We start from the raw sequence: 25,356 nt of genomic DNA on the forward strand, positions 1-25,356 counted from the left end.
CAAAGGAACCGGGCTTGATGGTCTCAAAAGACTGAATGTCGATTAATTTTCTTTCTTTTTCTCGTTTGTATCGTCTTTGGGGGTGACGTCGATTTCGTCAGGTTCGCTTGTTGCCCGTTTGAAATTGCTGATGGCCTTGCCGATGCCACCACCAATTTCGGGTAATTTTTTGGCACCAAAGATGACCAGGACTATAACGAGAATTATTAACAGTTCCCAAACTCCGAATCCGCCGATCATATATTGCCTCCAATTTGGTGAAAGTCCGCATGATTATTTATTGACTGAGCCTATACACCCGGGCACATGCACAGTCAAGGTTCTGAGCCCTTTTCGCGTCCCGGCACCACGCGGATAAAATGGCTGCTTCATCCTTTACAATCAAGGGTATGCGCCTTACATCTTCGAAGACCGGGAAGTGAGTATGTTCACGGTTGCAGCCCATATGTCAAACAAGAATGAGCTATCATGAATGATATAACACGATTGCCTGGAGACACCTGTCTGTTTTATGTCCGGGGGCGGTGCCTCTACGAGGAACGGCTGAACCCCGGATATACCAAGTCCTGGCGGTGCCAGGTCCTTGCGAGGTGGGAGTCGAAGTTTGACGATTTCATTGCCCGGGCGGAGTTTTTTGGTGTTGAACAAGAGCGCATCCCGGATTTGTGGGACACGCAATTTCAACGGATGGCTCGGGACGTGTTTCATTGCCAGATGTATACCTATTCACCCGGTGTGGAACTTCCGGGATGTCGAAATCAATTGGACGCCATTTGTATTCATGGCCTGCCAAAGTGTCATGGACGGTGCCGTCATTACTCGATTGAACGGCATGAACTCGATCTCACAGATAAATCAGGAGAATGAACATGTTGCTTTCTTTTCCCACACTGCACCCTGAATTGTGGACGGGTGCTTCCTTGGAAGGATTGTGTTTTTTTGATCCGGGATTGAATGAAGATATTTTGACTGGTGCGTTTCGTCCGGACGAGCTTCCGCTTGACTCCAAGACGGCGACAGCCCTCATCAATGATTGCTTGCGGTTTGGAGAACAGTTCAAGGACCCCAGTGAAATGGCGTATTTTGGGGCCATGACATCCGACGACTTTTATGAAGGGTCAAGCATGTCCATTCAGAAACAATTGACCCGTCAATTTGACGATGGATTGGGAACCAAGCAGGAGCGCGAGGCAAAGGAAGCGCGTGCAAAGGCGCAATTTATTTTGCTTCTGGCCTGGTTTTTTGAAGAACGAATGATTGAATTGGCCGGATTGGAGCAGGGGATCAAGGCAAATTGGAAGTCCATGGATCAGACATTGGGATTGGACGACGAAGATCGTATCAATGAACGGGTGGTCAATCTCGGGAATGTACAGAGTCATACCGGCGGTGCCATGGATGACCAGACTCTTTCTTTCCCCTGGCAACGGGTGATCGAAGCATTGCCCGCCTTTCTTCCTGAAGAAGCGATTCTGGTCTGTTCGGATCAGGACGTGATCGAGGCGTGGACAGAGCTGTCCATAGACTTTGTCGAAGATAAAAAAAATGGAATGCGAACGGCCACGTTGCCTGCATGGATGTTTGCCGGACGTCGTCAGGCACCGGAAGGAATGCCGATGGCTCTCAAGTCTGTCACTGTTGGAATAGTTAAATAATTCGAGGAGAAATATATGGCAGTTGCCACTTTGGCTGTGAACCCGGAATTGCTCGGGGGACTCAAGACCGTTATTTTTGACTGTGATGGTGTGCTTATTCAGTCCTATGAAGCCAATATGCAGTATTATGGAATGATCCGGGAGAAACTCGGCTTGCCTCCGCTGACGGATTCGGAAAAATATTATGTTCATTCGCGAACGCACAGGGAAGCGGTGGAACATATCGTACCTGCCGATCGTTTTGACGAGGCGTGGGAACTGGTTCGGGATTACGATTCATCAACACTGCATCAATATCTCAAGCGATCTGAAGGCGTTCGTGAATTCCTGTGTTGGTTGCGAGATGCCGGTTTTGGGCTGGCAGTCAATACCAGTCGAGGGGATACCATGGATGGTATTTTGACATTGATGGATCTTCAAGGCTTTTTTCATCCGGTGATGACGTCGGACAAGGTCGCGGTTCCGAAACCGCATCCCGAAGGCGTTTTGACGATTTTACGGGAACACGATGTGCAACCACATGAAGTTGCATATATTGGTGATTCCATTGTTGATCAAAAGACAGCGGAGGCGTCCGGTGTCCGTTTTTGGGCCTATAGGGACGCCAATCTGACCGCTGACGTCCACATTGATGATTTTGGAATGATCAAGGCGGCTATGGAAAGCGTGTACAAAGGATGAAGTCTGGTATTTTAAGACTTGATTCTTGCTATACGGTGTGCGAAATTACTCACATTGGTATTAATGGTGGATACTAAGGTATTCCTATTCTTTTGGAGGATATATGGATTTTATGGGCTCACTCGTCCAAGCGACGGCGTATGTCACTGATACAGTCCTTACAATATACTTCTGGATCGTTATTGTTTCTGCTCTTCTTTCTTGGGTCAATCCTGATCCGTACAATCCCATCGTTCGGTTTTTACGTGGCGTGACAGAGCCGGTCTTTTATAAGATCCGTCGCTGGCTGCCTTTTGCCGTTGTCGGTGGGTTTGATCTTTCACCTATCGTGGTCATTCTTGCCATCCAGGTGTGCAAGATCGTCGTGGTCGGAAATCTGTCTCGTCTCGCGTACTCCATGAGTACCGGCGTTCCCATGTAGTTGACCACGGAGGAGGGCTGGCATGACAGTGTCCAAGATCGATTTGCTGAATAAGCAATTTTCACGCGGGGTCTTTGGGTATTCCCGTGTGGAAGTGGATCAATTCATGATGGAATTGGCCGAAGTGCTTGGCGAATTTGCTGATGTTCGCAAAGACATGCGCAAGAAGGTCAAGCGGTTGGAAAAGACGCTGGTCGAGTACCGTCAACGCGACGAGACCTTGCGGGATACGCTCATGAGCACGCAAAAAATGGTGGATGATCTCAAGGTCGCGGCCACCAAGGAAGCGCAGTTGATACTCGATGAGGCCCGTCTCAAGGCCGATGCCACTGTTCAGAAGGGCCACAATCGTTTGGCCCAGATTCACGAAGAAATTGAAGGCTTGAAAAAGCATCGGACGCAGTTCGAGATTCAGCTCAAGGCGCTTCTGCATTCTCATCTCGAAATGATTGAGGCGGATAGCTCCGAGCGGGATAAGGTTGAAGAACTTGAGTCCAAGTTGAAATATTTAAAGAAAGTTGATTGAGAAAGGTATGGGAGTTCCTTCCAGACCTGAATGTGTTCGTTGGTATAAAGATTGTTGGCACATTGCCGTATGGGTTCAACCTGGTGCTCGAAAAAGCCAGCTGGCTGGAGAATATCAGGGGTGCGTCAAGATTCGTTTGAACGCTCCGGCAGTCGATAACAAGGCGAATAAAAGTCTTGTCCGATATGTTGCCGAGCTATTGAAAGTGAAAAAAAGTCAGGTGGCAATTGTTTCCGGGCACACCAACCGGAAAAAGCTTCTGGCATTAAGTTCGACGGGGGAGCCGGATTGGAGCAATCTTTTTCCTGACTCCTCACCGCGATAACCTGTAAAAAGGAGCAGAACATGGAAGCCAAAGACCTTGAATTGATTGAGATGCACGGGGCCGAAGACGCGCAGTTGAAGGCTCTGTGGGAACAGCATGCAACATATGGAAAAATGTTGGCTAAGCTTGAGTCCAAGTCCTACCTTTCCGCTACAGAAACACAGGAAATGAAAGAGCTGAAAAAGAAAAAGCTCGCTGGCAAGACGCAGTTGCAAAATATGCTCGACAAATATCGTCAATCGGAGGCGTAAGATATGAAATTAACCGGGGCCCAGATCCTTCTCAAGTGTCTGGAAATGGAAGGTGTTGATGTCATGTTCGGTTTCCCGGGGGGAGCCGTTATCGACATTTTTGACGAAATCCCCAAGTCGTCTGTCGAGCATATTCTAGTACGCCACGAACAGGGTGCTATTCATGCGGCAGACGGCTACGCCAGGGCTACTGGACACGTCGGGGTTTGTCTCGTCACTTCCGGCCCCGGTGCGACCAATACTGTCACCGGTATTGCCACGGCCTATGCCGATTCGATTCCGGTGGTTATTTTTACAGGCCAGGTACCCCGCGCACTGATTGGAAACGACGCGTTCCAGGAAGTGGACATCGTGGGGATCACCCGGCCCTGTACCAAGCACAATTATCTTGTGCAGGATATTGAAGATCTGGCTTCGACGGTCAAACAGGCCTTTTATCTGGCCCGTTCTGGTCGGCCCGGTCCGGTCTTGGTGGATTTGCCCAAGGATATTCAGCAGCAGCTCGCCGAGTTTCATTATCCGGAAGACGTGTCGATGCGGAGTTATAAACCGACGAAAAAACCGCATGTTGGCCAGATTCGCAAGGTGGTCAAGCTGCTCAAGAATGCCAAACGTCCGTTGATTTATTCCGGCGGTGGTGTGATTACGTCCGGGGGGCACGATGAATTGACTTGGCTTGGTCAGACTCTCAATATCCCGGTGACATCGACCTTGATGGGGCTGGGCGCGTTTCCCGGTGATGACGATTTGTTTCTCGGGATGCTTGGGATGCATGGCACCTATGCTGCGAATATGGCTGTGAATAATTGTGATTTGCTGTTGGCGGTGGGAGCGCGGTTTGATGACCGTGTGACTGGTAAGGTCGATACCTTTGCCCCCAATGCCACGATTGTTCATGTCGATGTTGATCCGACATCCATTCAGAAAAATGTTTCGGTGCATGTACCGTTGGTCGCGGATTGCAAGTCCGCCTTGGCCGCGCTCCAGAAAGAGACTGAAGTCTCTTTGGGAGATTTTGACTGGAAAGCCAGTTATGGCGATTGGGTTTCAAAGGTTCAGGGATGGGCTGCAGAGCATCCTTTGACCTACAATGATGATGAAACTTCGATCAAGCCACAGTATGTTGTCGAAAAAATTTATGAAATAACCGAAGGTGATGCGATTATCGCCACTGAGGTCGGGCAAAATCAGATGTGGGCTGCCCAGTTCTACAAATACAAAAAACCGAACACGTTGCTGACTTCTGGCGGATTGGGGACCATGGGGTATGGTTTCCCTGCGGCCTTGGGTGCGCAGCGTGCATTCCCTGACAAGTTGGTCATTGATGTGGCCGGAGATGGGTCCATTCAAATGTGTATTCAGGAAATGATGACCGCGGTCTGCAATAAGTTGCCCGTGAAGATCATCATCCTGAACAACGGCTATCTCGGCATGGTCCGGCAGTGGCAGGAGCTTTTCTATGAAAAGAACTACTGTTCCACCTGTATGGATGCCCAGCCCGATTTCGTGAAGCTGGCCGAGGCCTATGGTGCCGCCGGATTTCGTGTGACCGAGAAGAAGGACGTTGAATCAACCCTTCGAGAGGCCTTCAAAGTGGACAAGCCCGTTATTGTGGATATCCGCGTTGAGAGAGAAGAAAACGTGTATCCCATGGTCCCGGCCGGTGCTTCACTGACCGAGATGTTGTTGGTTTAGGAGTCGCGCCATGAGTAAGCATACTCTTTCAGTTATGGTTGAAAACGAGCCGGGTGTCTTGTCTCGTGTGGCCGGATTGTTTTCCGGGCGTGGTTTCAACATTTATTCTTTGAACGTGGCCCCGACCTTGGAGAAGGGCGTTTCTCTCATGACAATTGTCGCCGAGGGTGACGAGGCCATTGTTGAACAGATTGTCAAGCAGCTTCGAAAGCTTATTCCTACCGTTAAAGTCAAGGATTTGACTCAGTTGAGCTCAGTGGACCGGGAAATGGTCTTGCTCAAGGTCAATGCCGAGGATTCAAAACGCGCGGAGATACTACGAATTGTTGACATCTTCCGGTGCAAGGTTGTAGACGTCAGCGTCGATGAATTGATTATCGAGGTGACGGGCGACCAGGGCAAGATTGGTGCACTAATCAATTTGCTCACCCGTTTCGGTATCAAGGAAATAGCTCGTACTGGCAATGTCGCCATGAAGCGTTCCATGCAGATCGATTTATAATTCGCAATCAGGCAACAACACCGGGTCAGGGGTTTTGCTCCTTGCCCGGTTTTTGTGCATGTTTATATAATTCTAGAGATTGTGGCCCGTTAGGGCTAAAATATGAGGAGAATTCCCATGAAAGTGTATTACGAGAAAGATGCTGACTTGAATTTGTTGAAAGATAAAACCGTGGCCGTTGTCGGGTACGGTAGCCAGGGCCATGCCCATGCGCAGAACCTTCGCGATTCCGGTGTCAATGTCATCGTCGCTCAGCGTCCCGGTGGTCCCAACTATGATTTGGCCAAGGAACACGGCTTTGAGCCGATGTCCGTTGCCGAAGCCGCCAAGCAGGCTGACATGATCATGATCTTGTTGCCGGATCAACATCAGGCTGTCGTGTTTGCTAATGAGATTCTTCCTTACCTCGAAGAGGGCAACGTCATTGCCTTTGGTCATGGTTTCAATGTGCATTTTCAGCAGATCGTCCCGCCCAAGGGTGTTGACTGCGTCATGATTGCTCCCAAAGGCCCTGGTCATCTCGTGCGTCGGACCTACACCGAGGGTGGTGCTGTTCCGTGTCTGGCCGCTGTGGCAAACGACGCGTCCGGCAAGGCCATGGATATCGCCTTGGCATATGCCAAGGGTATTGGTGGAACGCGTTCTGGTGTTATCGAAACGACTTTCAAGGAAGAGACTGAAACAGATCTTTTCGGTGAACAGGCCGTTTTGTGCGGCGGTTTGACCGCTTTGTGCAAGGCTGGTTTCGACACCTTGGTTGAAGCCGGTTATCAGCCGGAAATCGCGTATTTTGAGTGCCTGCATGAGCTGAAGCTCATCATTGACCTCATGTATGAGGGTGGCATGGCAAATATGCGTTATTCCATTTCTGACACCGCTGAATATGGCGATTACGTGACTGGTCCTCGTATCATCACTGATGAGACCCGTGAGGAAATGCGTCGCGTCTTGAAGGACATTCAGTCTGGCAAGTTCGCCCGTGATTTCATCCTCGACAACCAGGCCGGTCAGGTTGGTTTGAAGACCATGCGTCGTATCGGTGCCGAAGCGCAGGTCGAAGAAGTTGGTGGCCGTCTCCGTGAAATGATGAGCTGGTTGAAAAAATAGTTCATATATTGAGCATGTCTATTTGGTCGGTCCTTCGGGGCCGACCTTTTTTTTATGGCTTATCCGTTCAGAGCGGCCGAAAACCCTTGTTGTTCGCCATTTTTTCTTTCTTTTAAGAAATCTGATTTTAGGTTTAACAAAGGCTTGACCGTCGGGGAAAACGTCTATAAATCACGCAATCCAAAATTTGAATATGAGGGTGTGCAATGAATATGGATGTTCTTTTTCTTGGGGGAGTTATCTTTTGTATCGAGGTCATGGTGCTGACGCTTGGTACCGTTCGGACCATGGTGACTGTCCTCGGTGAATCAAAAGCGGCTTTTTCCCTTGGTTGTCTGGAAATGACCTTGTGGATTTTCGGCACTTCAGCGGTCATGTTGAATGTCGGCAAGGAGCCGTTGCTTGGTGTGTGTTATGCCGCCGGTTTCGCCTGTGGAAATGTGGTCGGTATTCTCGCCGAAAAGAAGCTCGCGCTTGGCAATGTCGTTGTGCGGATTATCAGTGCGTGGAAAGGGCATGATATCGCCCACGCCGTTCGTGAAGCTGGGTTCATGATTACCACTGTTGCCGGAGAAGGTTCCGATGGTCCCGTGACCGTACAATTTGTGGTCTGCAAGCGAAAAGACATGAAACATCTTTTGTCTCTTGCCAGGACCATTGACCCGGATCTTTTCTATACCTTTGAAACCGCAGGTGGAGCCAGTGTCATAAACAGCCCCTCCGGCAGTCGGATCAACAAGCTTCTTGGTCCTATCCGAAAAGTCGTTCCACAAATTGGATAAGGAACAGTGGGGCGCGAGGGGGGGATGCCTCCGGCGGCCAGAGGGGAACCTCTTGGAAGAGGTTCCCCTCTGGACTCCCTTCCAGAACTTTTTGGCGCGCCTTCGGCGGGTTCCCACGATATTTATTGAGTGGGATTGAAGAAGGCGGGGAGGGACATGAAAGAAGGGATGGGTAAAGAAATAAGCACGTTGTCAAGAAAAGGCACATTTTAAATTTTTTCATTAGAATTTGTAAAAAATACAATTTTTTACAAAGTTCTCCCAAAAGCCGCACGAACAAATGCTGCCGACAGCCCTCGCGAAGCGACCTAAAAAGTTTGGGAGAGTCCAGAGAACCTTTTTCAAAAGGTTCTTTGGCAGGTCCAGGACAGCGTCCTGGTCGCACCGAAGGTGACCCCCGGTAGGGTGGTCTCGCTGAAGGCGACCCCCGGTAGGGCTGGTTTCGCTGGGGATCGGAAGTTGGTCAATATCCCTTGGGTTTGGTTTTGATATCGATGACCGGTGTTTTGTCGAGCACTTCGAGTGGCTCGACGACGAGGGTGGCTGGTTTTTGGATATCGATGAGCGTGACTCGATGAACACCGATGGGGTTGGGGCGTGAAGGAGAGCGTGTGGAGAAAACCCCGCGTTTTGGCTGGGAGAGATCGCCTCGGGGGTGAATTTTGAGGGTACTTCGGTTGCCTTTGTGCAGCCAGGTGAATATTTCCAGTTGGGAGCCGATGTCCATGGCATCAAGCCCGGCTGCGTAGGCCGGGTCCAACTCAATTGTGGCTCGAACGGCTCCGGGTTCATTTTCCATCTTGGGAGCCGAGGCCAGATCCGTTATGTCAGAATGAACAACGCCGATAAGAACGAGAGTGGTGTCCACGAGAGCCTCCTGTGTGATGGATTAGTGGTTGAAGTGATCGAATCCTTGGGTGGTGAATTGCGTGCCATTGAGTGTGATTCCAGGCGTTTTTGTCACGGTTCCGATACGAGTGAAGTGAGGGACCGATTCAGCTTTGCCTGCTTCGAATGGGGAAACTGCCCCAAGAAGTGCGTAATCCTCGCCGCCAAGCATGGCAAATTCAAGTGGATCAACACCAAGGGACTGGGCATATTCACTGACTTCGGTGTGCAGATTGTCTGTCGAAATGGTCAGATCAGCACCGAGTTCCGGGCCGAGTAGTCGTGGAATATCTCTGGCCAATCCGTCTGAAACATCCATGAGACTGGTCACTCCGGCCGCATTGAGCAGGGTTCCGATCATGACTTTTGGCTTGGGGCGTAGATGCGCCATGACCGAGGCTGGCATGGTCTCCCGTGCGCGTGAACCAGAGGCTTCGAGAGCCATGAGTCCGGCCCGGGCCAGACCGAAGTCGCCAATGGTGAAGAGGACGTCGCCAAAGGCGCATTGTTGACGTTTGATGAACCCTCTGGAACCGGCGACCCCGAAAATGGACAGGGAAATGCCGAGCGTTGGTGCGTGGCTGAGATCGCCGCCAGCGAGGATGAGATCGTTTTGGCGTGCTAACATGCCCATGGATTTGAAAAAATCGGTCCAGAATGAGTCGTCCAGCGATGGGGGAACCATGAGGTCCATGGTGAAGGCCACGGGCTTGGCTCCCATGGCCGCGATGTCACTGATGTTGACTGCCAGGGCCTTGTATCCGATATCCGAAGCAGAGAAGTAGTCGTGCCGGAAGTGGACACCTTCCAGGAAAAGATCGGACGACACGCACATGTCCTTGCCGCCGGTCAGAATCGCGCAGTCGTCTCCGCGTCCCAGCGAGACAAAATCACTGTGGCGTTTGAAGTAGGTATCGATCAGTTCAAGGAATTCCGCTTCACTTTTCATGGCATATCTCTGTATTTCAATCAGTTATAAAAGTTCAAGATAATCTTCGATGATGACTTTGAGACCGAAGCCCGGGAAGTTGATCCGATATTTGTTGGGTTCGATCCGGGCAATAATTTTCCCTTTACCAAAGATCTTGTGTCGGCAAAAGCCGAGTTTGGACGGGTCTGGCTTGGATGGGGCGACGCTGTTCGATGGCGTGCTTGGCCGTGACAAGGGGGTGGCACCGGGGGTGCCGCGCTTGCGACGTTTTTCCAGACCTCCACCATAGGACTCGTTCACTCGATCAAAGACCGTGTCCGGCAGTTCGAGAATGAACGGACTGGGCAAAGTCGGCTCTGACATGCCGCTGGCCCGGTTATAGACAGAGCTGGGCACGAAGAGTTTGAGGCATTTTTTGGCGCGGGTGCAGGCCACGTACATCAGACGGCGTTCTTCTTCCAGGTCCTCGGCCCGTTGCATGGCCCGTCGGGAAGGGAACCGATCTTCTACAAGATCAATAATGATGACCGCGGACCATTCAAGCCCTTTGGCAGAGTGGACCGTTGAGAGAACCACCGCATTTTCTTTGCGTTTTTCCTCTTCCGGGTCGCCATCCAGACTGAGATCGCCGAGAAGTTGGTCCATGTCCGTGTAATTGACGGCAATCTGGCTGAGCTGTTCCAACCCGGCTTGCCGTTTCGGATAGTCGTCCGGGTATTTTTCGGCAAGAATGGGCTGGTAGAACGCGAGAATGGATTCCAGAATGGCCGACGGCTTGGGCGGCATGGCGCGGAGTTTGTTGAGTTCTCCGAGCAGCTCGCCGAGCTGTTCATGCTTTTTGGTCATCTTACCCAGATATTTGTCGTTTCTGGAATGAATCGCTTGATATATTTTTGCCACGGTTTTGGGGCCGACACCTTTGATGTGGTCCAAGGCTCGTTGCCATGCCAGCAGGTCGTGGGGATTGACGACCAATCGGAGATACGACAGGACATCTTTGATATGTGCGGCTTCGTGGAAGCGGATGCCACCGTATTTTTGATAGTCGATGCCGATGCGCGTCAAAGCCACTTCCAACGGGAATGATTGATATCCGGCCCGGAACAGCACTGCCACATCGTGCAAGGAATACTTGCGTCGGAATTCCAGAATCTGGTCCACCACGAGCTTGGCCTGACTTTGATCGCTGATCGGGTGGACCACTTCGGGTAGAACCGTACTCTTGAGGTCGGAATAGAGTTTTTTGTCGAATTTGGTGGTCGCCCCTTTGAGAATTTCATTGGTCAAATCAAGAATGGGCTGAACCGATCGATAGTTCTTCTCAAGGCGAATCACTTTGGCATTGTTGAATATCTTAGGAAATTCAAGGATGTTTGCGACATTCGCCCCACGAAAGGCATAAATGGATTGGGCGTCATCACCCACGGCCATGACATTGCCGGATTTTCCGGCCAGTAGTTTGACGATTCGAGCCTGTACCAGATTGGTGTCCTGATATTCATCCACCATGATGTAGCGATATCTGGTCTGGAGCTGGTTGCGGAGTGGTTCGTTTTCCGTAAGAAGCTTGTCCAGCAGAAAGAGCAGATCGTCATAGTCCATCAACGCATGAGTTCGTTTGAAATGGGCATAACCATCCGAAATTTCATTCAAGTCATCGAGATAGGAATTAAGGTGATAGGCTTCCCGTTCCAGGATGGTCTCGATAGGTAATTCCTTGTTGCGGGATTTGGTAATCATGTCCAGCAGGGTGGATTTTCTCGGATAGGAGCGATCCCCTTTGCCGAGTTTGAGGTCATCCTTGACATCTTTACAGATGCTTTCACTGTCCGCTCTGTCCATGAGTGTGAACCCATTGTCAAAGCCGATGTCCATGGCATTCTGGCGCAAGGTGGCATAGGCAAAGGAGTGAAAGGTGCCTCCAGCTGTTCCATGGAGGGACCGACCGAGAATCTCCTCGGCCCGGGTCAGCATTTCCTGAGCAGCCTTCCGGGTGAAAGTCAGTAGCAGGATTTGGCTTGGGTCAACACCCATTTCCACCAAGTGGGCCAGACGGTACACGATCGTGCGTGTTTTTCCTGAACCAGCACCCGCGATAACCAGAACCGGCCCTTCGGTCGTCTGGGCTGCCTCGCGTTGGGCCTCATTCAGTTCATTATCGAAATCTATGCTCATTTATTTTTTAATATCAAAGTGTTGGAGTATTGTGGTGCCGATGTCTCGTAGGGAGCGCGGCTGTGAATCTTCGGTGTCATAAAACAGTGCTCCTTCTACCGTATGTGTCCCTGTCCGTCCATGCAAACCAAATATGTCGGTTCGATCGAATTTGGCCTTGAGGTCAAAGCCGGGATGCGCTTCGCAGATTAGGTCAGGGACCTGATTGGTATGAGCACCGGGATAAAGGGTGTCTCGGGTGTGAACAGCCTTGAGGACCGGAGATCCTTTGTATGTCAGTTGGAGCAGTCCGTGTCTGATGGTGTTGATCAATGCGGGGATGTTCTGTTCAGACACTCGCCCTCGGCCAAAGCGTGTGGCGGAGTGAATGTAGATTCGACCCGGATCAAGGGCAAAGGCCTGGGATTCTGACGAGAGTTTCGAGGCATCCCACTCGTCGTCAGGGGTGCCGGAAAGCGTCAGGAATCCCTGTTGTTTGAGCCAGGTGTTCAGGCAGACTTCGGTTTTTAGTTCGGTAAAACCGTGGTCAGCCAGCACCAGCAGTCGTTTGGGACCGGGCAGAGCATCATATCGTTTCAGGAACAGGCCGATGGCGTGATCCCAATCCGCAAGAAAGCGCAGGCATTTTAAATGAGAGGGGTGATCCGTGTGAAGCACCGCATCCATGAAGAAGTGGAAAAGCCGATCCGTTTCAGTGAAGACGTGAATAAACAGGTCCCAGCCAAGGTCCGGCCAGAGCATGTCCAACGCATTCAATCGGGAATGTAGAGTCGCGCGCAGTTCTGCAAGCAGGTAGTCGAGATCCTGTTGTCCCCGGTTGGTGTCCGCTTCGAGCTTGTAGTTTATCGAGCAAAGTTTTTCTTTTAAAAACGAGGGGTAAACAGCTTTTTCAATGTCGAGAGAAACAAAACCGGAAATGCACATCCCCCGAAGTTGACGCACTGGATAGGTACCGGGCAGGTTGATGATGCGGGAAAGAATGCCGTGGGTGCCAAGACGGTCAAAGATGGTGGGACACGTCACATCCAGGCTGTTCGTGATTCGCATTTGATAGGTCTGCGGGTCCAAATGGGAAAAACCGAAAATACCGTGTTTTTCCGGGCCTTCTCCTGTAAAGAAGGCGGTCCAGTTAACTGGCGAAAGTTCTGGGAGTTCCGCTTTGACGGTGGTTGCGTGTTGCGCCAGTCGGCGGATGTTGGGCAGGCTCGCTCCAAGCTGAAGCGCAAGGTCGAGCGGCATTCCGTCCAACCCCAGTACAACCAGGCGTGAACGTGGTTTTGAAGAAAGTAGAATAGACATGATTAGAGCAGGGTTGTTTCAAATTTTTTCAGGAAGAATGTGGGGTTGTATGAGAGCTTCGCTTTTCGCAATCCTTCGTCACCCAGGTCTTGTTCTCGGTTGACAGTGGTGAAATCGGCACCGTCGTTTTCCAAAAACATCTGGTTGATGGCCTGATACACGCCTTTGTACCGGACATCGCCTTTTTCAAAATGGATGACGACCGAGTCTTCACACAGGGGTTCTGCCACAGTGTAGGCTATGACTTTTCCATCCACGCGCAGGCTGGCTCCCGTGAGACCTGTGATCTGATCGAAGTTGTGCAACACGCGAGTGATGGCGCGGTTTTCCGCTTTGAGTGCGTCTGACGGGTTGTTTTCTTCATACCATTTATACCATTCGTCCTGCATTTCGAGCACTTCTTCAACACAATTGGGCGTCATGGAGTCATAGGTGAAGTCATAGTTTTTCTTGAATTGGTTGAGCAGATTTTTCTTTTTATGGAATTTCTTTCCCTTGAGCGCGATCAGGTCCTCGACGGAATAGATGTAATCCCAGTGCTCGCGGCATTCTTCGATGAGGATGTGGTTGCCATAGGCCACGGACCAGAGACGGGTCAGGGCCTCGGGAACGCGGGTGAATTTCCCGCTGTCCTGCATGACGTCGCAATGGGGCCAATCGTATTTTTCCCACGGTCCGATGGGTGCCCAGAAAATGGTTTCCGGTTTGGTCTGACGGATGAAACACAGGTCTTTGTGAAAGGCCCATTCAAGACCGTAGTGTTCGGCCCAGCCAAAGATGTTGGCAAAGGAAAAATCACTGGTCAAAAGTTGTGGGCATTCGGTCAGGCACGCACGGTATTCGATCTGTCTGTCCACAGAGATTGGTTCAAAATTGAGTTGCATAGAGTATCCTCACTGTTCGTGACGAGGCGTTCGTTTTTGTATCATAGCGAAACGTTGCCAATTTTTGAAGTTGAAGAAATAGAGAAGTATGGACGATTGCACTATTTGTGAGCAGAACATGGCGATCCAGATGCCTTCGGCATCCTGCATGACGAAATGGCCAAGACAGTAAGCCAGTGGAAGTCTGAGGCCCCACGTTGCGCCGCCCATGATGAACATGTTGTACATGGTGGCCCCGGCCCCGTTGAGTGCTCCGGCCAGAATCATGCTGGTCAGGGTGAACGGGATGGCAAGGACGTTCCATTTGAGATAACTTATGGCCTGGGCCGCGACGGCCGTGTCTCGGGTGAGCAGCCCGACCCATGGTTCAAGGAATTGCCAGACCACGAAGGAAAAGAGCGTGATCGAGATCAGGCCTATTTTCAGAATACGGAACCCAAATTTTTTGGCTTCCTTGGGCTGCTTTGCTCCAAGGTAATGCCCGATGAGAATACTCGCGGTCAGATTGAAGGCAAAGGCGGGCAGAAAGAGGAGGGATTCGATGCGCAGTCCGATGGCCATGCCTGCCAGCGCGTCCACCGCGTTCCACGGAAGGCTTGCCGTGATGATATACAAGACCATGTAGCCGGACTGCCAGACTATTTGCATCAATCCTGACGGCCATGCGACTTTGATCAGATAGGGCATGGCCCGTTTGGTCCACCTCCACGGTGCAAAGCTGTCCCTTTTGAGGAGGCCGTGTCGGGCAAGTGTGAACACGTTGAGGAGCATTCCCGCAGTGATGGAGATGAATGTTGCCCATGCCAATCCCTTGAAACCGATATTGGGCATCCCGAACCACCCCAGTCCCAGTCCCAAGTCAAGGACGGTGTTCAATGCGGTGACAATGATCATGGAATACAGTGGGTACATGACCTGTTTGCGTGCCCGGAAGATCGCGTTGGTGATCATGAGCATGTAGTATGCGGGGAGCATGGCGAGATAGATTGTCAGGAAATATTCTGTTGTCGTGCGCATTTCCGGTGGAATTTGCAAGATCGCCAGCATTCCGTTTTTCAAAGGAAGCCCGATCACGAGAAACGCAGTCCCCAGAATGGCGGCTAATAATAGGCAGAGTCCGGTATATCGTTTGACCCGTTGTATCAGGCCTGCGCCAAGGGATTGGCTAATGGCTGCAACGGCACCATTGGCAATGGCCATGGCCACGACCAGCAAGAGAAAAAAGGATTGGGAGATGATACCCAATGAGGCCTGAACCTCTCGGTTGATGTGTCCGGCGACCCAGACGTCTGTCATGCCGATGAGAAAATGGAAGAACATCATCAGGAGCTGGGGCCAGGCCAGATTCCAGATGGTACGATACGGCGCGCGTGACATATTGGCGGTGAGTGTTTCGGACATGGTGCAGTGTCGGGTTCGAGTAAGCCGAAGTTGGCAGGGTGTCTTTAATGATAGGTCTTTTTTCCCGATTGCCAAGGCGGAAAACGGCCATTCGAATCCAATTCTATATCTTTTTCAAAACACTTGCACAAGGAGCGGATGACATTCCCTGTTGAAGACATGTGCGTTATTGTCCACAGAATTTCTGTATGTATCGAGTATTAAAAGAAGAAATTGATAGTCATAAATGTGGTGTTGCCATGGAGACGACGGGCTAATCAGTGCTTTTCTCTTTGCGTGGTGCCGATAGATTTTGGCCTTCAGCTTGGATGAGAGTGAATAGGGCGTGCTCTTTAATGCTGGTGTGGCACGTCGCCTTCTTCATGAACGTGGATATGGCTGTGCGGCTTGAGTTCGCCGGGTTTGATCTGTCCATCTCGCATGGCAAGGAGTCGGTTGGTGGTCGCAGTCAGAAAGTCCGGGTCGTGGGAAACTACCAGTCGAGCCATGTCCAATCCTTGAAGGATGGTGATCAGTCGATCCTTGGCTTCGGGAGACAGGCCGGTGGTCGGTTCATCCAAGATGAGAACCTTTGGGCGCATGGCGAGGATGGTTGCCAGTGCGACCAGTTTTTTTTCGCCCCCTGACATCCGATGGGGAATTCGGTCTTCGAATTCGCTGAGACCCACGATGTGCAAAGCCTCCCGAGCGCGATCGGCGGCATCGGCCTTGGATAATCCCTGATTGAGTGGGCCAAAGGCCACGTCATCAAGCACCGTCGGGCAAAAGAGTTGATCGTCGGAGTGTTGAAAGAGAAAACCGATGTGCAGTCGAGCCTGATCAAAGGCTTTGAGGTCTGTCATGGGGACACCGAAGAGGTGGACGGTCCCTTCCTTGGGGGTGAGCAATCCCATGAGGAGGTGGAGCATGGTGGTCTTGCCCGCGCCATTGGGACCGAACAGGCCGATTTTTTCATCCTGATGCAAATGAAAGTTGAGTTTGTCCAGTGCGTTGTCTCGGTTGGGAAATGCGTAGCTGACGTCCTTCAGCTCAATGATTGCAGCGGTCATGGTATAACTCCAGGAAAAAATTCCAATTGAATGATGCGTGCCGTGAAAAGAATACAGAGGAAAAGGAAAACATAGGCTGTGGGGGTGGTCGTAAAAGTGGTCAGTGAATAGAATCGGCCACGAAATCCACGGCAGCGCATGGCTCCCTGAACCCGTTCGGCTCGATCCCAGCTCTTGACCAGAATCATGCCGACCAGCCAGGCATAGGAACGATAGGTGTGTGTATTCGTCTTTGGTTTGAAACCACGGGCTTGCATGGCCGTGCGCATGGTCATGTATTCCTGATGGATGACAAAGATGTATCGATAAGTAAACAGCAGCAGATGACACAGTTTTTGGGGCAGTCCCAACTGCTGAAGGGCTGGGCCGAGGTTCTGAACGGAAATGGTGCCCATGAGGGCCATGAGCGTAAGAACGATGGCATTCGACTTGATAGTGATGAGTAAGGCCAGGTTCACACCTTGTGTTGTCGCGTGTAACGGCCCTATAGACCAAATGGTATCTCCGGGTAAGGAAAAGGGGAGAAAGAACCAGAGAAAGAGAATGAAGGCGTTGACGACCATGAGTCGTTTGACCACTCGTCCGAGGTGCAATTGAGCCATGACCACGAGCAGTACGCCGAAGCCCAGTCCGAACAGAGCCGGGAGCCGGGTGTGCAGAATTGCCAAGGGAATGGTGATAAGTGCGCCGCATATCAGCCTGATACGCGGGTCCATACGATGAATGAAGGAATTGCCAATGGCAAATTGTTCAGTAATGGCGGCCAATAGTGTGTCCTTGTCCTCTGAAATTGCGAATACTTCAGTCAGAAGGCGAGGAGTAGTACAAAATGGAAAATCGTGCAACCGGCACAGTGTGATATCTGTGCCGGTTGCATGAGATTATTCGGCAGTCAGGCCCACTTGGGGGGCAATGGCTGTGACGGAGGTAATGGCTATTTGGAGAAAATCTCCCAGTTCCAAACCTATTTTGTCACATTCGCGGATGCAATCACGGTTGACACTGGCGGCAAAAGCCTTGTCTTTCATCTTTTTTTTCAAGCTCTTGGTTTTCATCCCTTCGATCTTGGTCGGGCGAACCAAGGCCCCGGCATGGACCAGACCCGTGACGGTTTCGCCACACCGCAGGGCATAATCCAGTGTGGTTTCAGGCGCTTCTGCACCATTCATTTCCGCCGCATGACGCCGGATGGCAGCCAGTGCTTCGTCCGGAAGCTTCCCTTCGAGCATGTCCACGCTGTCCAGGCCGTGTCGGTCATGGGTGTGTTTGGTGACCGCATAGTCGAGGTCGTGCAACAGGCCGGTGATTCCCCACAGGTCTGCATCCTCTCCCAGTTTGGTGGCCAGGCCTCGCATGACGGCTTCTGACTCCAGAGCATGGTTGATGAGGCTGGTTTCAGTGTTGTGTGCTTTCAGGAGTGTCCAAGCTTCTTCTCGTGTTATCATAATCCTTTCCTTGATATGAATGAGGTTGAGTATGCAATACTGCCGGATGATATCTGTCTGGTCTAGTGACAGATTCGGGTTTGCTGCATCCGTACAGAGTGTCAGGCGTTGTGCAACCAACAGGCGACCTTGGTCCCTGATTCAGTTTTCTGGAGGTGTGGACGGTCTGTTTGACATTGTTCAAAAGCATGGGGACATCGCGGGTGAAACGGGCAGCCGGTGGGAGGATTCATGGGGCTGGGCAAGTCACCGCTCAATGCGATTCGGTCTGGTTGATTGGTCGGATCTGGGAGGAGAACAGCGGATAAAAGTGCCTGAGTATAAGGATGTTTAGGAAAAGTAAACAGCTGGGGGCTTGGCCCGATTTCCATGATATGACCGAGGTACATGACGGCCACGGTGTCAGCAATGTGGCTGACCACGGACAGATCGTGGGAAATGAAGACATAGGTCAGGCCGAATTGTGTTTGAAGATCTTTGAGGAGGCCGAGGACCTGTGCTTGAACCGAGACATCCAGTGCCGAGACCGGTTCGTCACAGACAATGAGTTTCGGGTTCAGGGCCAGGGTTCGGGCGACGGCCACACGTTGCCGTTGTCCTCCTGAAAATTCGTGGGGATAACGTTCACCCTGTTCCGGGCGGAGTCCGACCAATTTGAGCAGGTTTTGAACTTTTTCCCGTCGTTCCTGCTTGGTCCCGATGGCGTGGATGTCTAGTCCTTCGCGAATGATGGTTCCGATTTTCTGGCGTGGATTCAGGGATGAATACGGGTCCTGAAAGATCATTTGTATCTTGCTGCGTAATGCCTTTTCATCCCAGGCCGAAAGCGTTTTGTTGTCAAAATGAACGGTGCCGCTGGTCACGGGTTCCAGTCCCATGATACATTTTGCCAATGTGGATTTGCCGCAACCGGATTCGCCGACCAGTCCGAGGGTTTCTCCGTGCTCAACCTGAAGGCTGACACCATCTACAGCGCGAACCAGATGAGATTGCAGGCCCAGAAGGCCACTGGTGACCTTGAAATGTTTGGTGACATTGGAGAGTTCAAGCAATGGTGGCATGACTATTCCCTCATGCTTCATACAGCCAGCACCGGACCGAGTGGCCTGGCTCCGGTTCAAAGAGTGGCGGCAGCATCTGTGAACATTTTTCAAAGGCCTTGGGACATCGGGGATGAAAACGGCATCCTTGCGGTTGATTGAAAATACTTGGCACAATACCTGGAATGGCGTGCAGCCGTTGCGTGTTCCCTAATGTGGGGACTGAGGCCAAAAGCCCTTGGGTATATGGGTGCAATGGATTGGCGTAGAGCGGGGCGACCGTGGCGAGTTCCACGATTTTGCCGGAATACATGACCGCAACCCGTTGCGCCATGCGGGCCACCACCCCCAGATCATGGGTGATGAGCATGAGCGAGCCGTTGTTCTTTTCTTTGAGATCGTTCATGAGATCAATGATCTGCGCTTGAATGGTGACGTCGAGGGCCGTGGTCGGTTCATCGGCGATGAGAAGGTCGGGATGACAGGCAAGGGCCATGGCGATCATGACACGTTGTCGCATTCCGCCTGACAGTTCGTGCGGATAGGATGTGGCTATGGCTGCGGGGTTTGGAATGCCCACCTTTTCGAGTGCGTCAACCGCTTTGTCGAGGGCCTCGTTGTGAGTCAATCCCTGATGGAGCCGAAGCGGTTCCGCGATCTGGTCGTTGATGCGGAAGACCGGGTTGAGCGCGGTCATGGGTTCTTGAAAAATCATGGAAATGTGATTGCCCCTGACCTGCATGAGTTCTCGGTCCGTCATATCGAGCAGGTCGGCTCCTTTGTAGAGGATACGTCCTTCGGTGACGCGGCCGGGGGGATCAGGTATAAGACCGAGAATGGAGAGGGCGAGTACGGTTTTCCCGCACCCTGATTCTCCGACCACAGCCAGGGTTTCTCCTTGCATAAAGGAAAGGCTGACGGTATCCACCGCCTTGGCTATTCCCTGGTGTGAGGAAAAGCAGGTCGTGAGCTTGTGTATGTCCAGAAGGGGTTGGGTCATGTTTTTTTGAATTTCACAGTTCTCCGTTTGGTCAGCTATACGGCATATTGCGGCGAACGTAAACGATATCGGGGATATGAAATGGCACATGTGGCGATAGTTGGCGGAGGACTGGCCGGAACCGAGTGCGCCTGGCAATTGGCTGAGGCCGGTATTGCGGTGACGCTTTATGAAATGAAGCCTGGCAAGCGGTCCGAGGCCCATACTGAAGATGGTCTGGCTGAGTTGGTCTGTTCCAATTCCTTTCGGGCAACCGGTCCGGCTGCGGCCATCGGTTTGCTCAAGGAAGAGATGTCCAGTCTGGGCAGTCTGGTCATGAAAGCGGCCTTTGCCACACAGGTCCCTGCCGGGGGAGCCTTGGCTGTGGATCGCACGTTGTTTTCTCAATATATTACCGACGCGATCGAAAATCACGATTCGATCACTGTTGTTCATCAGGAAATTCAGTCGCTTGATGCCTCAGAGCTTCAAGGACATGACGCGGTTGTCATCGCGGCCGGTCCGTTGGCCAGTGAGTCACTGACAGAGAGCTTGATGACAGCGGTGGGCAACCAGCGGTTGTATTTTTACGACGCGATCGCACCGATCATTTCTCGTGATTCCGTTGATTTTGACAAGGCCTTCTGGGGATCGCGGTGGAAACCCGAGGATGATGATGATTATCTGAATTGTCCCATGAATGAAGCGGAGTACAAGGCGTTTGTGACCGCTTTGCTTGAAGGGGAAAAGGTTCAGCCTCGGGATTTTGAAAAGGAAATCCATTTTGAAGGATGCCTGCCAGTCGAAGCCATGGCCGAACGTGGTGAGATGACGTTGGCTTTCGGGCCGCTCAAGCCAGTGGGGTTCGAGGATCCAAAAACCGGGGACCGCCCGTTTGCCATTGTCCAGTTGCGGACCGAGAATGCGGACAAGACCGCTTTCAATCTCGTGGGTTTTCAGACCAAGCTCAAGTACCCGGAGCAAAAGCGGATTTTTCGAATGATTCCTGGGCTGGAACAGGCTGAATTTCTCCGTCTCGGGTCCATTCATCGAAATACCTATGTCAATGCCCCGGATGTCTTGGAAAATTCTTTGCAGCTCAAGAATCGGCCTGGGGTGTACCTTGCCGGGCAGATCACCGGGGTTGAAGGGTATCTTGAATCCGCAGCCTGTGGCTTGTGGCTTGGACTGTCGTTGGGGACGAATATGAACGGTTCATCGCTTGAGGAGCCACCAGTGGAGACCGCGATAGGGGCTTTACTCGGTCATTTGAAGGCCGTCCCGGATAAGCGGTTTCAGCCGTCTAATGTCAATTTTGGTTTGATGCCAGGATTGCAGAAGAAAATGAAAAAGAAATTACGCAAGGAAGCCTATGGAGTGCGTGCCAAAGAGGCTTTTCAGACGTGGATTGCATCTGTCGGGCTTAATCGATAGCGTGCGCACAGAGGCGGTTCGGGGCGAACCGGACCGCGTTTATTCGTGATGAGTGGCTATTTTTTTGAAAGGGCTGGATATTGCCAATTCAACCACTTTGTCGCACTGTGACAGGACGTACGGAATACAGGAGGGAATACCCATGGCCGATACACACTACGGACCGCAAACGATTTCTTTGCACGCGGGGCATACCCCGGATGCGGAAACAGGGGCGCGGGCGGTTCCGATTTATCAGACAACGGCGTATATGTTTCGAGATACGCAACATGCCGCTGATCTTTTTTCATTGAAGGAATCCGGGTACATTTATACCCGATTGAACAATCCAACTACAGACGTTCTGGAAAAACGGCTCGCCGAGCTGCATGGAGGCACGGGAGCCGTTGCTGTCGCGTCCGGCATGGCGGCCATTTTTTATGCGGTGACCACCATTTGTTCGGCGGGGCAGAATTTTGTCACTGGGTCCAATCTGTATGGCGGGACCCAGACCTTGTTCGAGTATACCTTGAAGCGATTTGGCATTGAAGCCCGATTCGTGGATTCCAGTGATCCGGCCAATGTTGAAGCGGCCATCGATGAGAATACCCGGTTGGTCTATAGCGAATCCATTGGCAATCCGCGCTGTAATGTCGATGATCTGCGGGGACTTTCCGAGGTCGCACACCGTCACGGCATCCCGTTTATTTTGGATTCTACGGTCGCACCTCCGCCGGTTTTTGATCCATTTGATTTCGGATGCGATATCGTCGTGCATTCTCTGACCAAAATTATTGGTGGTCATGGCGTGGCCATGGGCGGTGCCATTGTCGAGAAAGGGGATTTTGATTGGGGCAAGGACATGAAATATCCTGAGATTGCCGCACCGGACCCGACGTATAACAATGTGAATTTGTGGGAAGCACTTGGTGGGGCCGCTGGTCAGCCGTGTCCGGCCTTTACGGCCAAGGTGCGCATTGGGTTGCTTCGTGATACCGGCGCGACCATTTCTCCGCACAATAGTTTTCTGATCCTTCAGGGGATGGAAACCCTGCCGATTCGTGCTCGTCAGCATTGTGAAAATGCGCAGAAAGTGGCCGAGTTCTTGGAAACACATTACGCGGTCGAGTGGGTGAATTATGCGGGACTTCCCAATCATCCGGATCATGATCGGGCGAAAAACACTTTTCCCCTCGGCCCCGGAGCCGTGTTTGGCTTTGGCGTCAAGGGCGGTTTGGCCGCTGGGCGGAAATTCATTGATGCCGTGAAGCTCTGTTCCCATTTGGCGAATATTCTGGATGCCAAGACATTGGTCATTCACCCCGCAACCACAACGCATGGTCAATCCTCTCCTGAAGAACAACTGGCAGCGGGTGTTCCGCCGGATTTGATTCGTATCTCTGTGGGGTTGGAAAATATCGAGGATATTATCGAAGATCTGGATATGGCCCTGATGCAATCCCAGCGTTAAAATTATTAAAATCGAATATGATAAATCCCCATTCTCAGGAGTGGGGATTTTTTTTGTACTAAAAAACGTTCAATATATATCAGTGTTGCTTTTGTTATTCTATTGCTTTATCAAACAAATGTTTCTCTATATTGGGATTGAACGGGTTTTTGTCTGAGTGAATAATCTTCCGGGTGTTCAAGTGAGGTTTCTATGCGGCGTTTTGTTTCGGTGACCCTATTGAGTGTGTGTTTCTTGTTTTTGTTGACAGCGTGTAAGGCTCCTCAGGGAGGTGGTGGCAATTCCTATTCCATGTTTTACAGCCCCGCAGATCATGTTTCGGAATTGATGGTGAAAGGGGCCTATACTGAAGCTTCAACCATCTATGGAAATGAACGAACATGGTTTCAGGCACAAGGGGATGACCCGGACGTGCAGGCCTTGCTGACGAATCTGGCGTCACATCTGAAAGGAGTGTACGAGCCAGAATTGCGGCGGACCATGGCCGAGGTCCAAAAGCTGACTTGGCCGGCCTCAAGCGATACCTGGTCTGGAATCAAAGCGGCTTTGGCGGCTTTGGAAAGGCAGGTTGTTTCGGCTGAGAGCGTGCCATTGTTTAAGAATCCCGAGTATGGTTACCCCCTTATTCAGAATGCCCGGCAACAGCTGGAAACCAAGCGGACTGAAATCGCACAATATGCACCGACCGCTTTTACCCTGTATCCCATCAATGCGGACAAGAATTTCTTTGCCGAGTATCCGGTAAATTTGCAGGATCAGGATTTTTTGCAGAAACAGAAGACACTGTGGGCAAAAAAAGTGCAGTGCGCCACGAGTAAAGAGCTTTTGCATATGCACAAGACATATGGAGATGTGCTGCCTGCCGACATGCAAAAGGAGTTGGCCCAGACATATTTCAGGAAATTGTGTCCGAATGTTGAGAAAGCCGATTTTGCCGCGATTACGACTGCGTATGACGCGGTTTTGGACGCAGGGATGCAGTTGGACGCGATTCCCGGGATCAAAATTGCATTTATTGATGTGACGAGTGAGACGCTCAAGAAAAGAGGGGTCATCGAATTCCCTGTTGGTGTGGAGATGGACATGCCGATCAAGGCCTTGAACGAGGACTTGAAAAAAGGATTTGAAAGCAAGGCTGTCAAATCGGCGGATATCATTATCCTGTTCAACCTTGCCGCCACGCGAACCTCTCGCAAGGTCGATACGAGTACGCATGTCAAATCCACCTATTTGGCCGGGTACACCAAAGTGAACAATCCGGAATGGGATATCTTGCAAGTGGAATTGCAACAATCAAATATGGAAATAATGACCAATTCCAATACGCAATTGCCAACGTCAACCGGCAATCCGTACATGGACTTGGGCAATGCTCTGGCGAATTGGGAAAGTGAGACGAAAGTGGATGAAGCCAAGGAGCGCATTGAAGAATTGAAGAAGAAGGTCAGGACAACGCCTCGATTTATTGACGAGCCGGTGTATGATCCATATCGCTTTCAGCGGGTCGAGATGGATGTCTTGAAAACCGGCTCCATTCAGTATTACATCATCGATAAACGGAAAAAGACGTATTATTCCGATTTTTTTGACGTCACTTCAAAGGAATTTTTCACGGTTGCCTATCAGTTGCAGGAAACGGATCCCAACCTTGAAGAATACATGAGCACCAATGTGACGGAAAAAATGGTCGATCAATTTGAAAAAGAGGCCATTTCCGTGAAGCTTTCCGAGCTGTTGAGCAATTATTCTGACAACAAGGCCAAGACCAGACGGTACAGGTCTCTTGCGTCCATTCGAAAGGATGTGGTGAAAAATAGAAATGTCGCACTCGCCTCCATGAAAGAGAAGGAATATGGATTTGACAAACATGCGGACAAACGGTTCGAGAGTGTGCTGATCGTTCAGAATTCAAGCAGTCTCGGCACAGGTTTTTACGTGACGGATGATATTGTTCTGACCAATTATCATGTCGTTGAAGAACAGAAATTCATCGAATTGAAGAAATGGGGTGATTTGGAAACCTTTGGAAAGGTCATAGCCAAGGATGTGCGGTTGGATCTTGCGCTTATCAAAGTACAGGATCGGGGAATTCCCGTGGTTTTTTATGACAAGAAGAATGTGAAAATCGGAGAGACTGTTGAGGCCATCGGCCATCCTCACGGGATGTCTTTCACGTTGTCGCGGGGAGTTATTAGTACCGTCCGCACATCACCGGGCATTTCCGGCGTGGCAGGAAATCCCATTTTGTTTATTCAGACGGATGCGCCAATCAATCCCGGGAATTCAGGTGGGCCACTGTTCTTGGGTAATCGGGTTATTGGCGTCAATGACTATTGCGTCACCAAGGATATTTCCGAGGGATTGAATTTCAGCATCCATTATTCCGAAGTTTTCAAATTCCTGAATGAAAATCATATCAAGTACCAAAAGGGGTAG

At 51.1% G+C, this 25,356-nt stretch carries 26 protein-coding genes; 14 read left to right on the forward strand and 12 right to left on the reverse strand.

The genetic code is table 11. The features are described 5' to 3' along the window. Positions 1-42: 42 nt before the first annotated feature. A complete protein-coding gene (locus GO013_RS10195; protein WP_203529514.1) occupies positions 43-240 on the reverse strand; it encodes a twin-arginine translocase TatA/TatE family subunit in 198 nt (65 codons plus the stop codon). Between the two features lie 228 nt (positions 241-468). On the opposite strand from GO013_RS10195, the gene GO013_RS10200 reads away from it, so the two are divergent. The 11 genes from GO013_RS10200 (at position 469) to GO013_RS10250 (ending at position 7,945) form a co-directional block, all read left to right on the forward strand. Continuing rightward, on the forward strand, positions 469-867 hold the full coding sequence (locus GO013_RS10200) for a hypothetical protein (RefSeq protein WP_163810750.1): 399 nt from the start codon (positions 469-471) through the stop codon (positions 865-867). A 2-nt stretch (positions 868-869) separates the two neighbouring features. Further along, positions 870-1,655, forward strand: a complete 786-nt coding sequence (locus GO013_RS10205) for a hypothetical protein (protein ID WP_163810752.1) — start codon at positions 870-872, stop codon at positions 1,653-1,655. A 15-nt stretch (positions 1,656-1,670) separates the two neighbouring features. Further along, positions 1,671-2,336, forward strand: coding sequence for an HAD hydrolase-like protein (locus tag GO013_RS10210; RefSeq protein WP_163810754.1), 666 nt, complete (start codon positions 1,671-1,673; stop codon positions 2,334-2,336). Positions 2,337-2,448: 112 nt separating this feature from the next. Next, on the forward strand, positions 2,449-2,757 hold the full coding sequence (locus tag GO013_RS10215) for a YggT family protein (protein ID WP_203529526.1): 309 nt from the start codon (positions 2,449-2,451) through the stop codon (positions 2,755-2,757). Between the two features lie 22 nt (positions 2,758-2,779). Next, positions 2,780-3,283, forward strand: a complete 504-nt coding sequence (locus GO013_RS10220; RefSeq protein ID WP_163810758.1) for a DivIVA domain-containing protein — start codon at positions 2,780-2,782, stop codon at positions 3,281-3,283. A 7-nt stretch (positions 3,284-3,290) separates the two neighbouring features. After that, positions 3,291-3,608: a DUF167 domain-containing protein gene (locus GO013_RS10225; protein ID WP_163810760.1), complete on the forward strand. Its 318-nt coding sequence runs from the start codon at positions 3,291-3,293 to the stop codon at positions 3,606-3,608. Between the two features lie 20 nt (positions 3,609-3,628). Beyond that, positions 3,629-3,859 carry a DUF465 domain-containing protein gene (locus tag GO013_RS10230; RefSeq protein ID WP_163810762.1) on the forward strand — a complete coding sequence of 77 codons (231 nt, stop codon included), beginning with the start codon at positions 3,629-3,631 and terminating at the stop codon, positions 3,857-3,859. A gap of 3 nt (positions 3,860-3,862) precedes the next feature. Then, on the forward strand, positions 3,863-5,554 hold the full coding sequence (gene ilvB, locus GO013_RS10235) for a biosynthetic-type acetolactate synthase large subunit (RefSeq protein WP_163810764.1): 1,692 nt from the start codon (positions 3,863-3,865) through the stop codon (positions 5,552-5,554). A gap of 10 nt (positions 5,555-5,564) precedes the next feature. Continuing rightward, the gene (ilvN, locus tag GO013_RS10240; protein WP_163810766.1) at positions 5,565-6,056 is read left to right on the forward strand and encodes an acetolactate synthase small subunit; all 492 of its coding nucleotides are present in this window, start codon (positions 5,565-5,567) and stop codon (positions 6,054-6,056) included. A 117-nt stretch (positions 6,057-6,173) separates the two neighbouring features. Continuing rightward, positions 6,174-7,163, forward strand: coding sequence for a ketol-acid reductoisomerase (ilvC, locus tag GO013_RS10245; protein WP_163810768.1), 990 nt, complete (start codon positions 6,174-6,176; stop codon positions 7,161-7,163). A gap of 206 nt (positions 7,164-7,369) precedes the next feature. After that, a complete protein-coding gene (locus GO013_RS10250) occupies positions 7,370-7,945 on the forward strand; it encodes a DUF5698 domain-containing protein (RefSeq protein WP_163810770.1) in 576 nt (191 codons plus the stop codon). Between the two features lie 463 nt (positions 7,946-8,408). Here the strand turns inward: GO013_RS10250 and tsaA are convergent, their stop codons facing one another. From tsaA to GO013_RS10305, 11 genes are all read right to left on the reverse strand, one after another. Further along, on the reverse strand, positions 8,409-8,813 hold the full coding sequence (tsaA, locus tag GO013_RS10255; protein WP_163810772.1) for a tRNA (N6-threonylcarbamoyladenosine(37)-N6)-methyltransferase TrmO: 405 nt from the start codon (positions 8,811-8,813) through the stop codon (positions 8,409-8,411). Between the two features lie 21 nt (positions 8,814-8,834). Beyond that, on the reverse strand, positions 8,835-9,782 hold the full coding sequence (thiL, locus tag GO013_RS10260) for a thiamine-phosphate kinase (protein WP_163810774.1): 948 nt from the start codon (positions 9,780-9,782) through the stop codon (positions 8,835-8,837). Positions 9,783-9,806: 24 nt separating this feature from the next. Continuing rightward, entirely contained in the window at positions 9,807-11,939 is a 2,133-nt protein-coding gene (locus GO013_RS10265; protein ID WP_163810776.1) for an ATP-dependent helicase, read from the reverse strand. After that, entirely contained in the window at positions 11,940-13,238 is a 1,299-nt protein-coding gene (locus GO013_RS10270; protein ID WP_163810778.1) for an alkaline phosphatase family protein, read from the reverse strand. It abuts the gene before it with no gap. A gap of 2 nt (positions 13,239-13,240) precedes the next feature. Continuing rightward, positions 13,241-14,122, reverse strand: coding sequence for a phosphatidylglycerol lysyltransferase domain-containing protein (locus tag GO013_RS10275; protein ID WP_163810780.1), 882 nt, complete (start codon positions 14,120-14,122; stop codon positions 13,241-13,243). 9 nt (positions 14,123-14,131) lie between these two features. Then, on the reverse strand, positions 14,132-15,523 hold the full coding sequence (locus tag GO013_RS10280) for an MATE family efflux transporter (RefSeq protein ID WP_163810782.1): 1,392 nt from the start codon (positions 15,521-15,523) through the stop codon (positions 14,132-14,134). A gap of 332 nt (positions 15,524-15,855) precedes the next feature. Continuing rightward, positions 15,856-16,572 (reverse strand): ABC transporter ATP-binding protein, encoded by a 717-nt coding sequence (locus GO013_RS10285; protein WP_163810784.1) that lies wholly within the window; start codon positions 16,570-16,572, stop codon positions 15,856-15,858. Next, positions 16,569-17,339 carry a cobalt ECF transporter T component CbiQ gene (gene cbiQ, locus GO013_RS10290; RefSeq protein WP_163810786.1) on the reverse strand — a complete coding sequence of 257 codons (771 nt, stop codon included), beginning with the start codon at positions 17,337-17,339 and terminating at the stop codon, positions 16,569-16,571. The genes GO013_RS10285 and cbiQ overlap by 4 nt, the downstream gene beginning before the upstream one ends. Before the next feature lie 114 nt (positions 17,340-17,453). Further along, positions 17,454-18,017, reverse strand: a complete 564-nt coding sequence (locus GO013_RS10295; RefSeq protein WP_163810788.1) for an HD domain-containing protein — start codon at positions 18,015-18,017, stop codon at positions 17,454-17,456. Between the two features lie 101 nt (positions 18,018-18,118). Next, complete coding sequence (locus tag GO013_RS10300; protein WP_163810790.1) at positions 18,119-19,078, reverse strand: dipeptide ABC transporter ATP-binding protein; 960 nt, start codon at positions 19,076-19,078, stop codon at positions 18,119-18,121. A 10-nt stretch (positions 19,079-19,088) separates the two neighbouring features. After that, a complete protein-coding gene (locus GO013_RS10305) occupies positions 19,089-20,057 on the reverse strand; it encodes an ABC transporter ATP-binding protein (RefSeq protein WP_163810792.1) in 969 nt (322 codons plus the stop codon). 81 nt (positions 20,058-20,138) lie between these two features. Here GO013_RS10305 and trmFO point away from each other — a divergent pair, with 81 nt between their 5' ends. From trmFO to GO013_RS10320, 3 genes are all read left to right on the forward strand, one after another. Continuing rightward, the gene (gene trmFO, locus GO013_RS10310; RefSeq protein WP_163810833.1) at positions 20,139-21,470 is read left to right on the forward strand and encodes a methylenetetrahydrofolate--tRNA-(uracil(54)-C(5))-methyltransferase (FADH(2)-oxidizing) TrmFO; all 1,332 of its coding nucleotides are present in this window, start codon (positions 20,139-20,141) and stop codon (positions 21,468-21,470) included. A gap of 142 nt (positions 21,471-21,612) precedes the next feature. Further along, positions 21,613-22,920, forward strand: coding sequence for an O-acetylhomoserine aminocarboxypropyltransferase/cysteine synthase family protein (locus GO013_RS10315; protein ID WP_163810793.1), 1,308 nt, complete (start codon positions 21,613-21,615; stop codon positions 22,918-22,920). A 192-nt stretch (positions 22,921-23,112) separates the two neighbouring features. After that, positions 23,113-25,356 (forward strand): trypsin-like peptidase domain-containing protein, encoded by a 2,244-nt coding sequence (locus GO013_RS10320; protein WP_163810795.1) that lies wholly within the window; start codon positions 23,113-23,115, stop codon positions 25,354-25,356.

This window comes from Pseudodesulfovibrio sp. JC047 (assembly GCF_010468615.1).
Lineage (GTDB): Bacteria > Desulfobacterota > Desulfovibrionia > Desulfovibrionales > Desulfovibrionaceae > Pseudodesulfovibrio.

Excerpts from the sequence above, each read along its gene's own strand:
- GO013_RS10195 (WP_203529514.1), bottom strand. The coding sequence starts at position 240 with ATGATCGGCGGATTCGGAGTTTGGGAACTGTTAATAATTCTCGTTATA.
- GO013_RS10200 (WP_163810750.1), top strand. The coding sequence starts at position 469 with ATGAATGATATAACACGATTGCCTGGAGACACCTGTCTGTTTTATGTC.
- GO013_RS10205 (WP_163810752.1), top strand. The coding sequence starts at position 870 with ATGTTGCTTTCTTTTCCCACACTGCACCCTGAATTGTGGACGGGTGCT.
- GO013_RS10210 (WP_163810754.1), top strand. The coding sequence starts at position 1,671 with ATGGCAGTTGCCACTTTGGCTGTGAACCCGGAATTGCTCGGGGGACTC.
- GO013_RS10215 (WP_203529526.1), top strand. The coding sequence starts at position 2,449 with ATGGGCTCACTCGTCCAAGCGACGGCGTATGTCACTGATACAGTCCTT.
- GO013_RS10220 (WP_163810758.1), top strand. The coding sequence starts at position 2,780 with ATGACAGTGTCCAAGATCGATTTGCTGAATAAGCAATTTTCACGCGGG.
- GO013_RS10225 (WP_163810760.1), top strand. The coding sequence starts at position 3,291 with ATGGGAGTTCCTTCCAGACCTGAATGTGTTCGTTGGTATAAAGATTGT.
- GO013_RS10230 (WP_163810762.1), top strand. The coding sequence starts at position 3,629 with ATGGAAGCCAAAGACCTTGAATTGATTGAGATGCACGGGGCCGAAGAC.
- ilvB (WP_163810764.1), top strand. The coding sequence starts at position 3,863 with ATGAAATTAACCGGGGCCCAGATCCTTCTCAAGTGTCTGGAAATGGAA.
- ilvN (WP_163810766.1), top strand. The coding sequence starts at position 5,565 with ATGAGTAAGCATACTCTTTCAGTTATGGTTGAAAACGAGCCGGGTGTC.
- ilvC (WP_163810768.1), top strand. The coding sequence starts at position 6,174 with ATGAAAGTGTATTACGAGAAAGATGCTGACTTGAATTTGTTGAAAGAT.
- GO013_RS10250 (WP_163810770.1), top strand. The coding sequence starts at position 7,370 with ATGAATATGGATGTTCTTTTTCTTGGGGGAGTTATCTTTTGTATCGAG.
- thiL (WP_163810774.1), bottom strand. The coding sequence starts at position 9,782 with ATGAAAAGTGAAGCGGAATTCCTTGAACTGATCGATACCTACTTCAAA.
- GO013_RS10265 (WP_163810776.1), bottom strand. The coding sequence starts at position 11,939 with ATGAGCATAGATTTCGATAATGAACTGAATGAGGCCCAACGCGAGGCA.
- GO013_RS10270 (WP_163810778.1), bottom strand. The coding sequence starts at position 13,238 with ATGTCTATTCTACTTTCTTCAAAACCACGTTCACGCCTGGTTGTACTG.
- GO013_RS10275 (WP_163810780.1), bottom strand. The coding sequence starts at position 14,122 with ATGCAACTCAATTTTGAACCAATCTCTGTGGACAGACAGATCGAATAC.
- GO013_RS10280 (WP_163810782.1), bottom strand. The coding sequence starts at position 15,523 with ATGTCCGAAACACTCACCGCCAATATGTCACGCGCGCCGTATCGTACC.
- GO013_RS10285 (WP_163810784.1), bottom strand. The coding sequence starts at position 16,572 with ATGACCGCTGCAATCATTGAGCTGAAGGACGTCAGCTACGCATTTCCC.
- GO013_RS10295 (WP_163810788.1), bottom strand. The coding sequence starts at position 18,017 with ATGATAACACGAGAAGAAGCTTGGACACTCCTGAAAGCACACAACACT.
- GO013_RS10300 (WP_163810790.1), bottom strand. The coding sequence starts at position 19,078 with ATGCCACCATTGCTTGAACTCTCCAATGTCACCAAACATTTCAAGGTC.
- GO013_RS10305 (WP_163810792.1), bottom strand. The coding sequence starts at position 20,057 with ATGACCCAACCCCTTCTGGACATACACAAGCTCACGACCTGCTTTTCC.
- trmFO (WP_163810833.1), top strand. The coding sequence starts at position 20,139 with ATGGCACATGTGGCGATAGTTGGCGGAGGACTGGCCGGAACCGAGTGC.
- GO013_RS10315 (WP_163810793.1), top strand. The coding sequence starts at position 21,613 with ATGGCCGATACACACTACGGACCGCAAACGATTTCTTTGCACGCGGGG.
- GO013_RS10320 (WP_163810795.1), top strand. The coding sequence starts at position 23,113 with ATGCGGCGTTTTGTTTCGGTGACCCTATTGAGTGTGTGTTTCTTGTTT.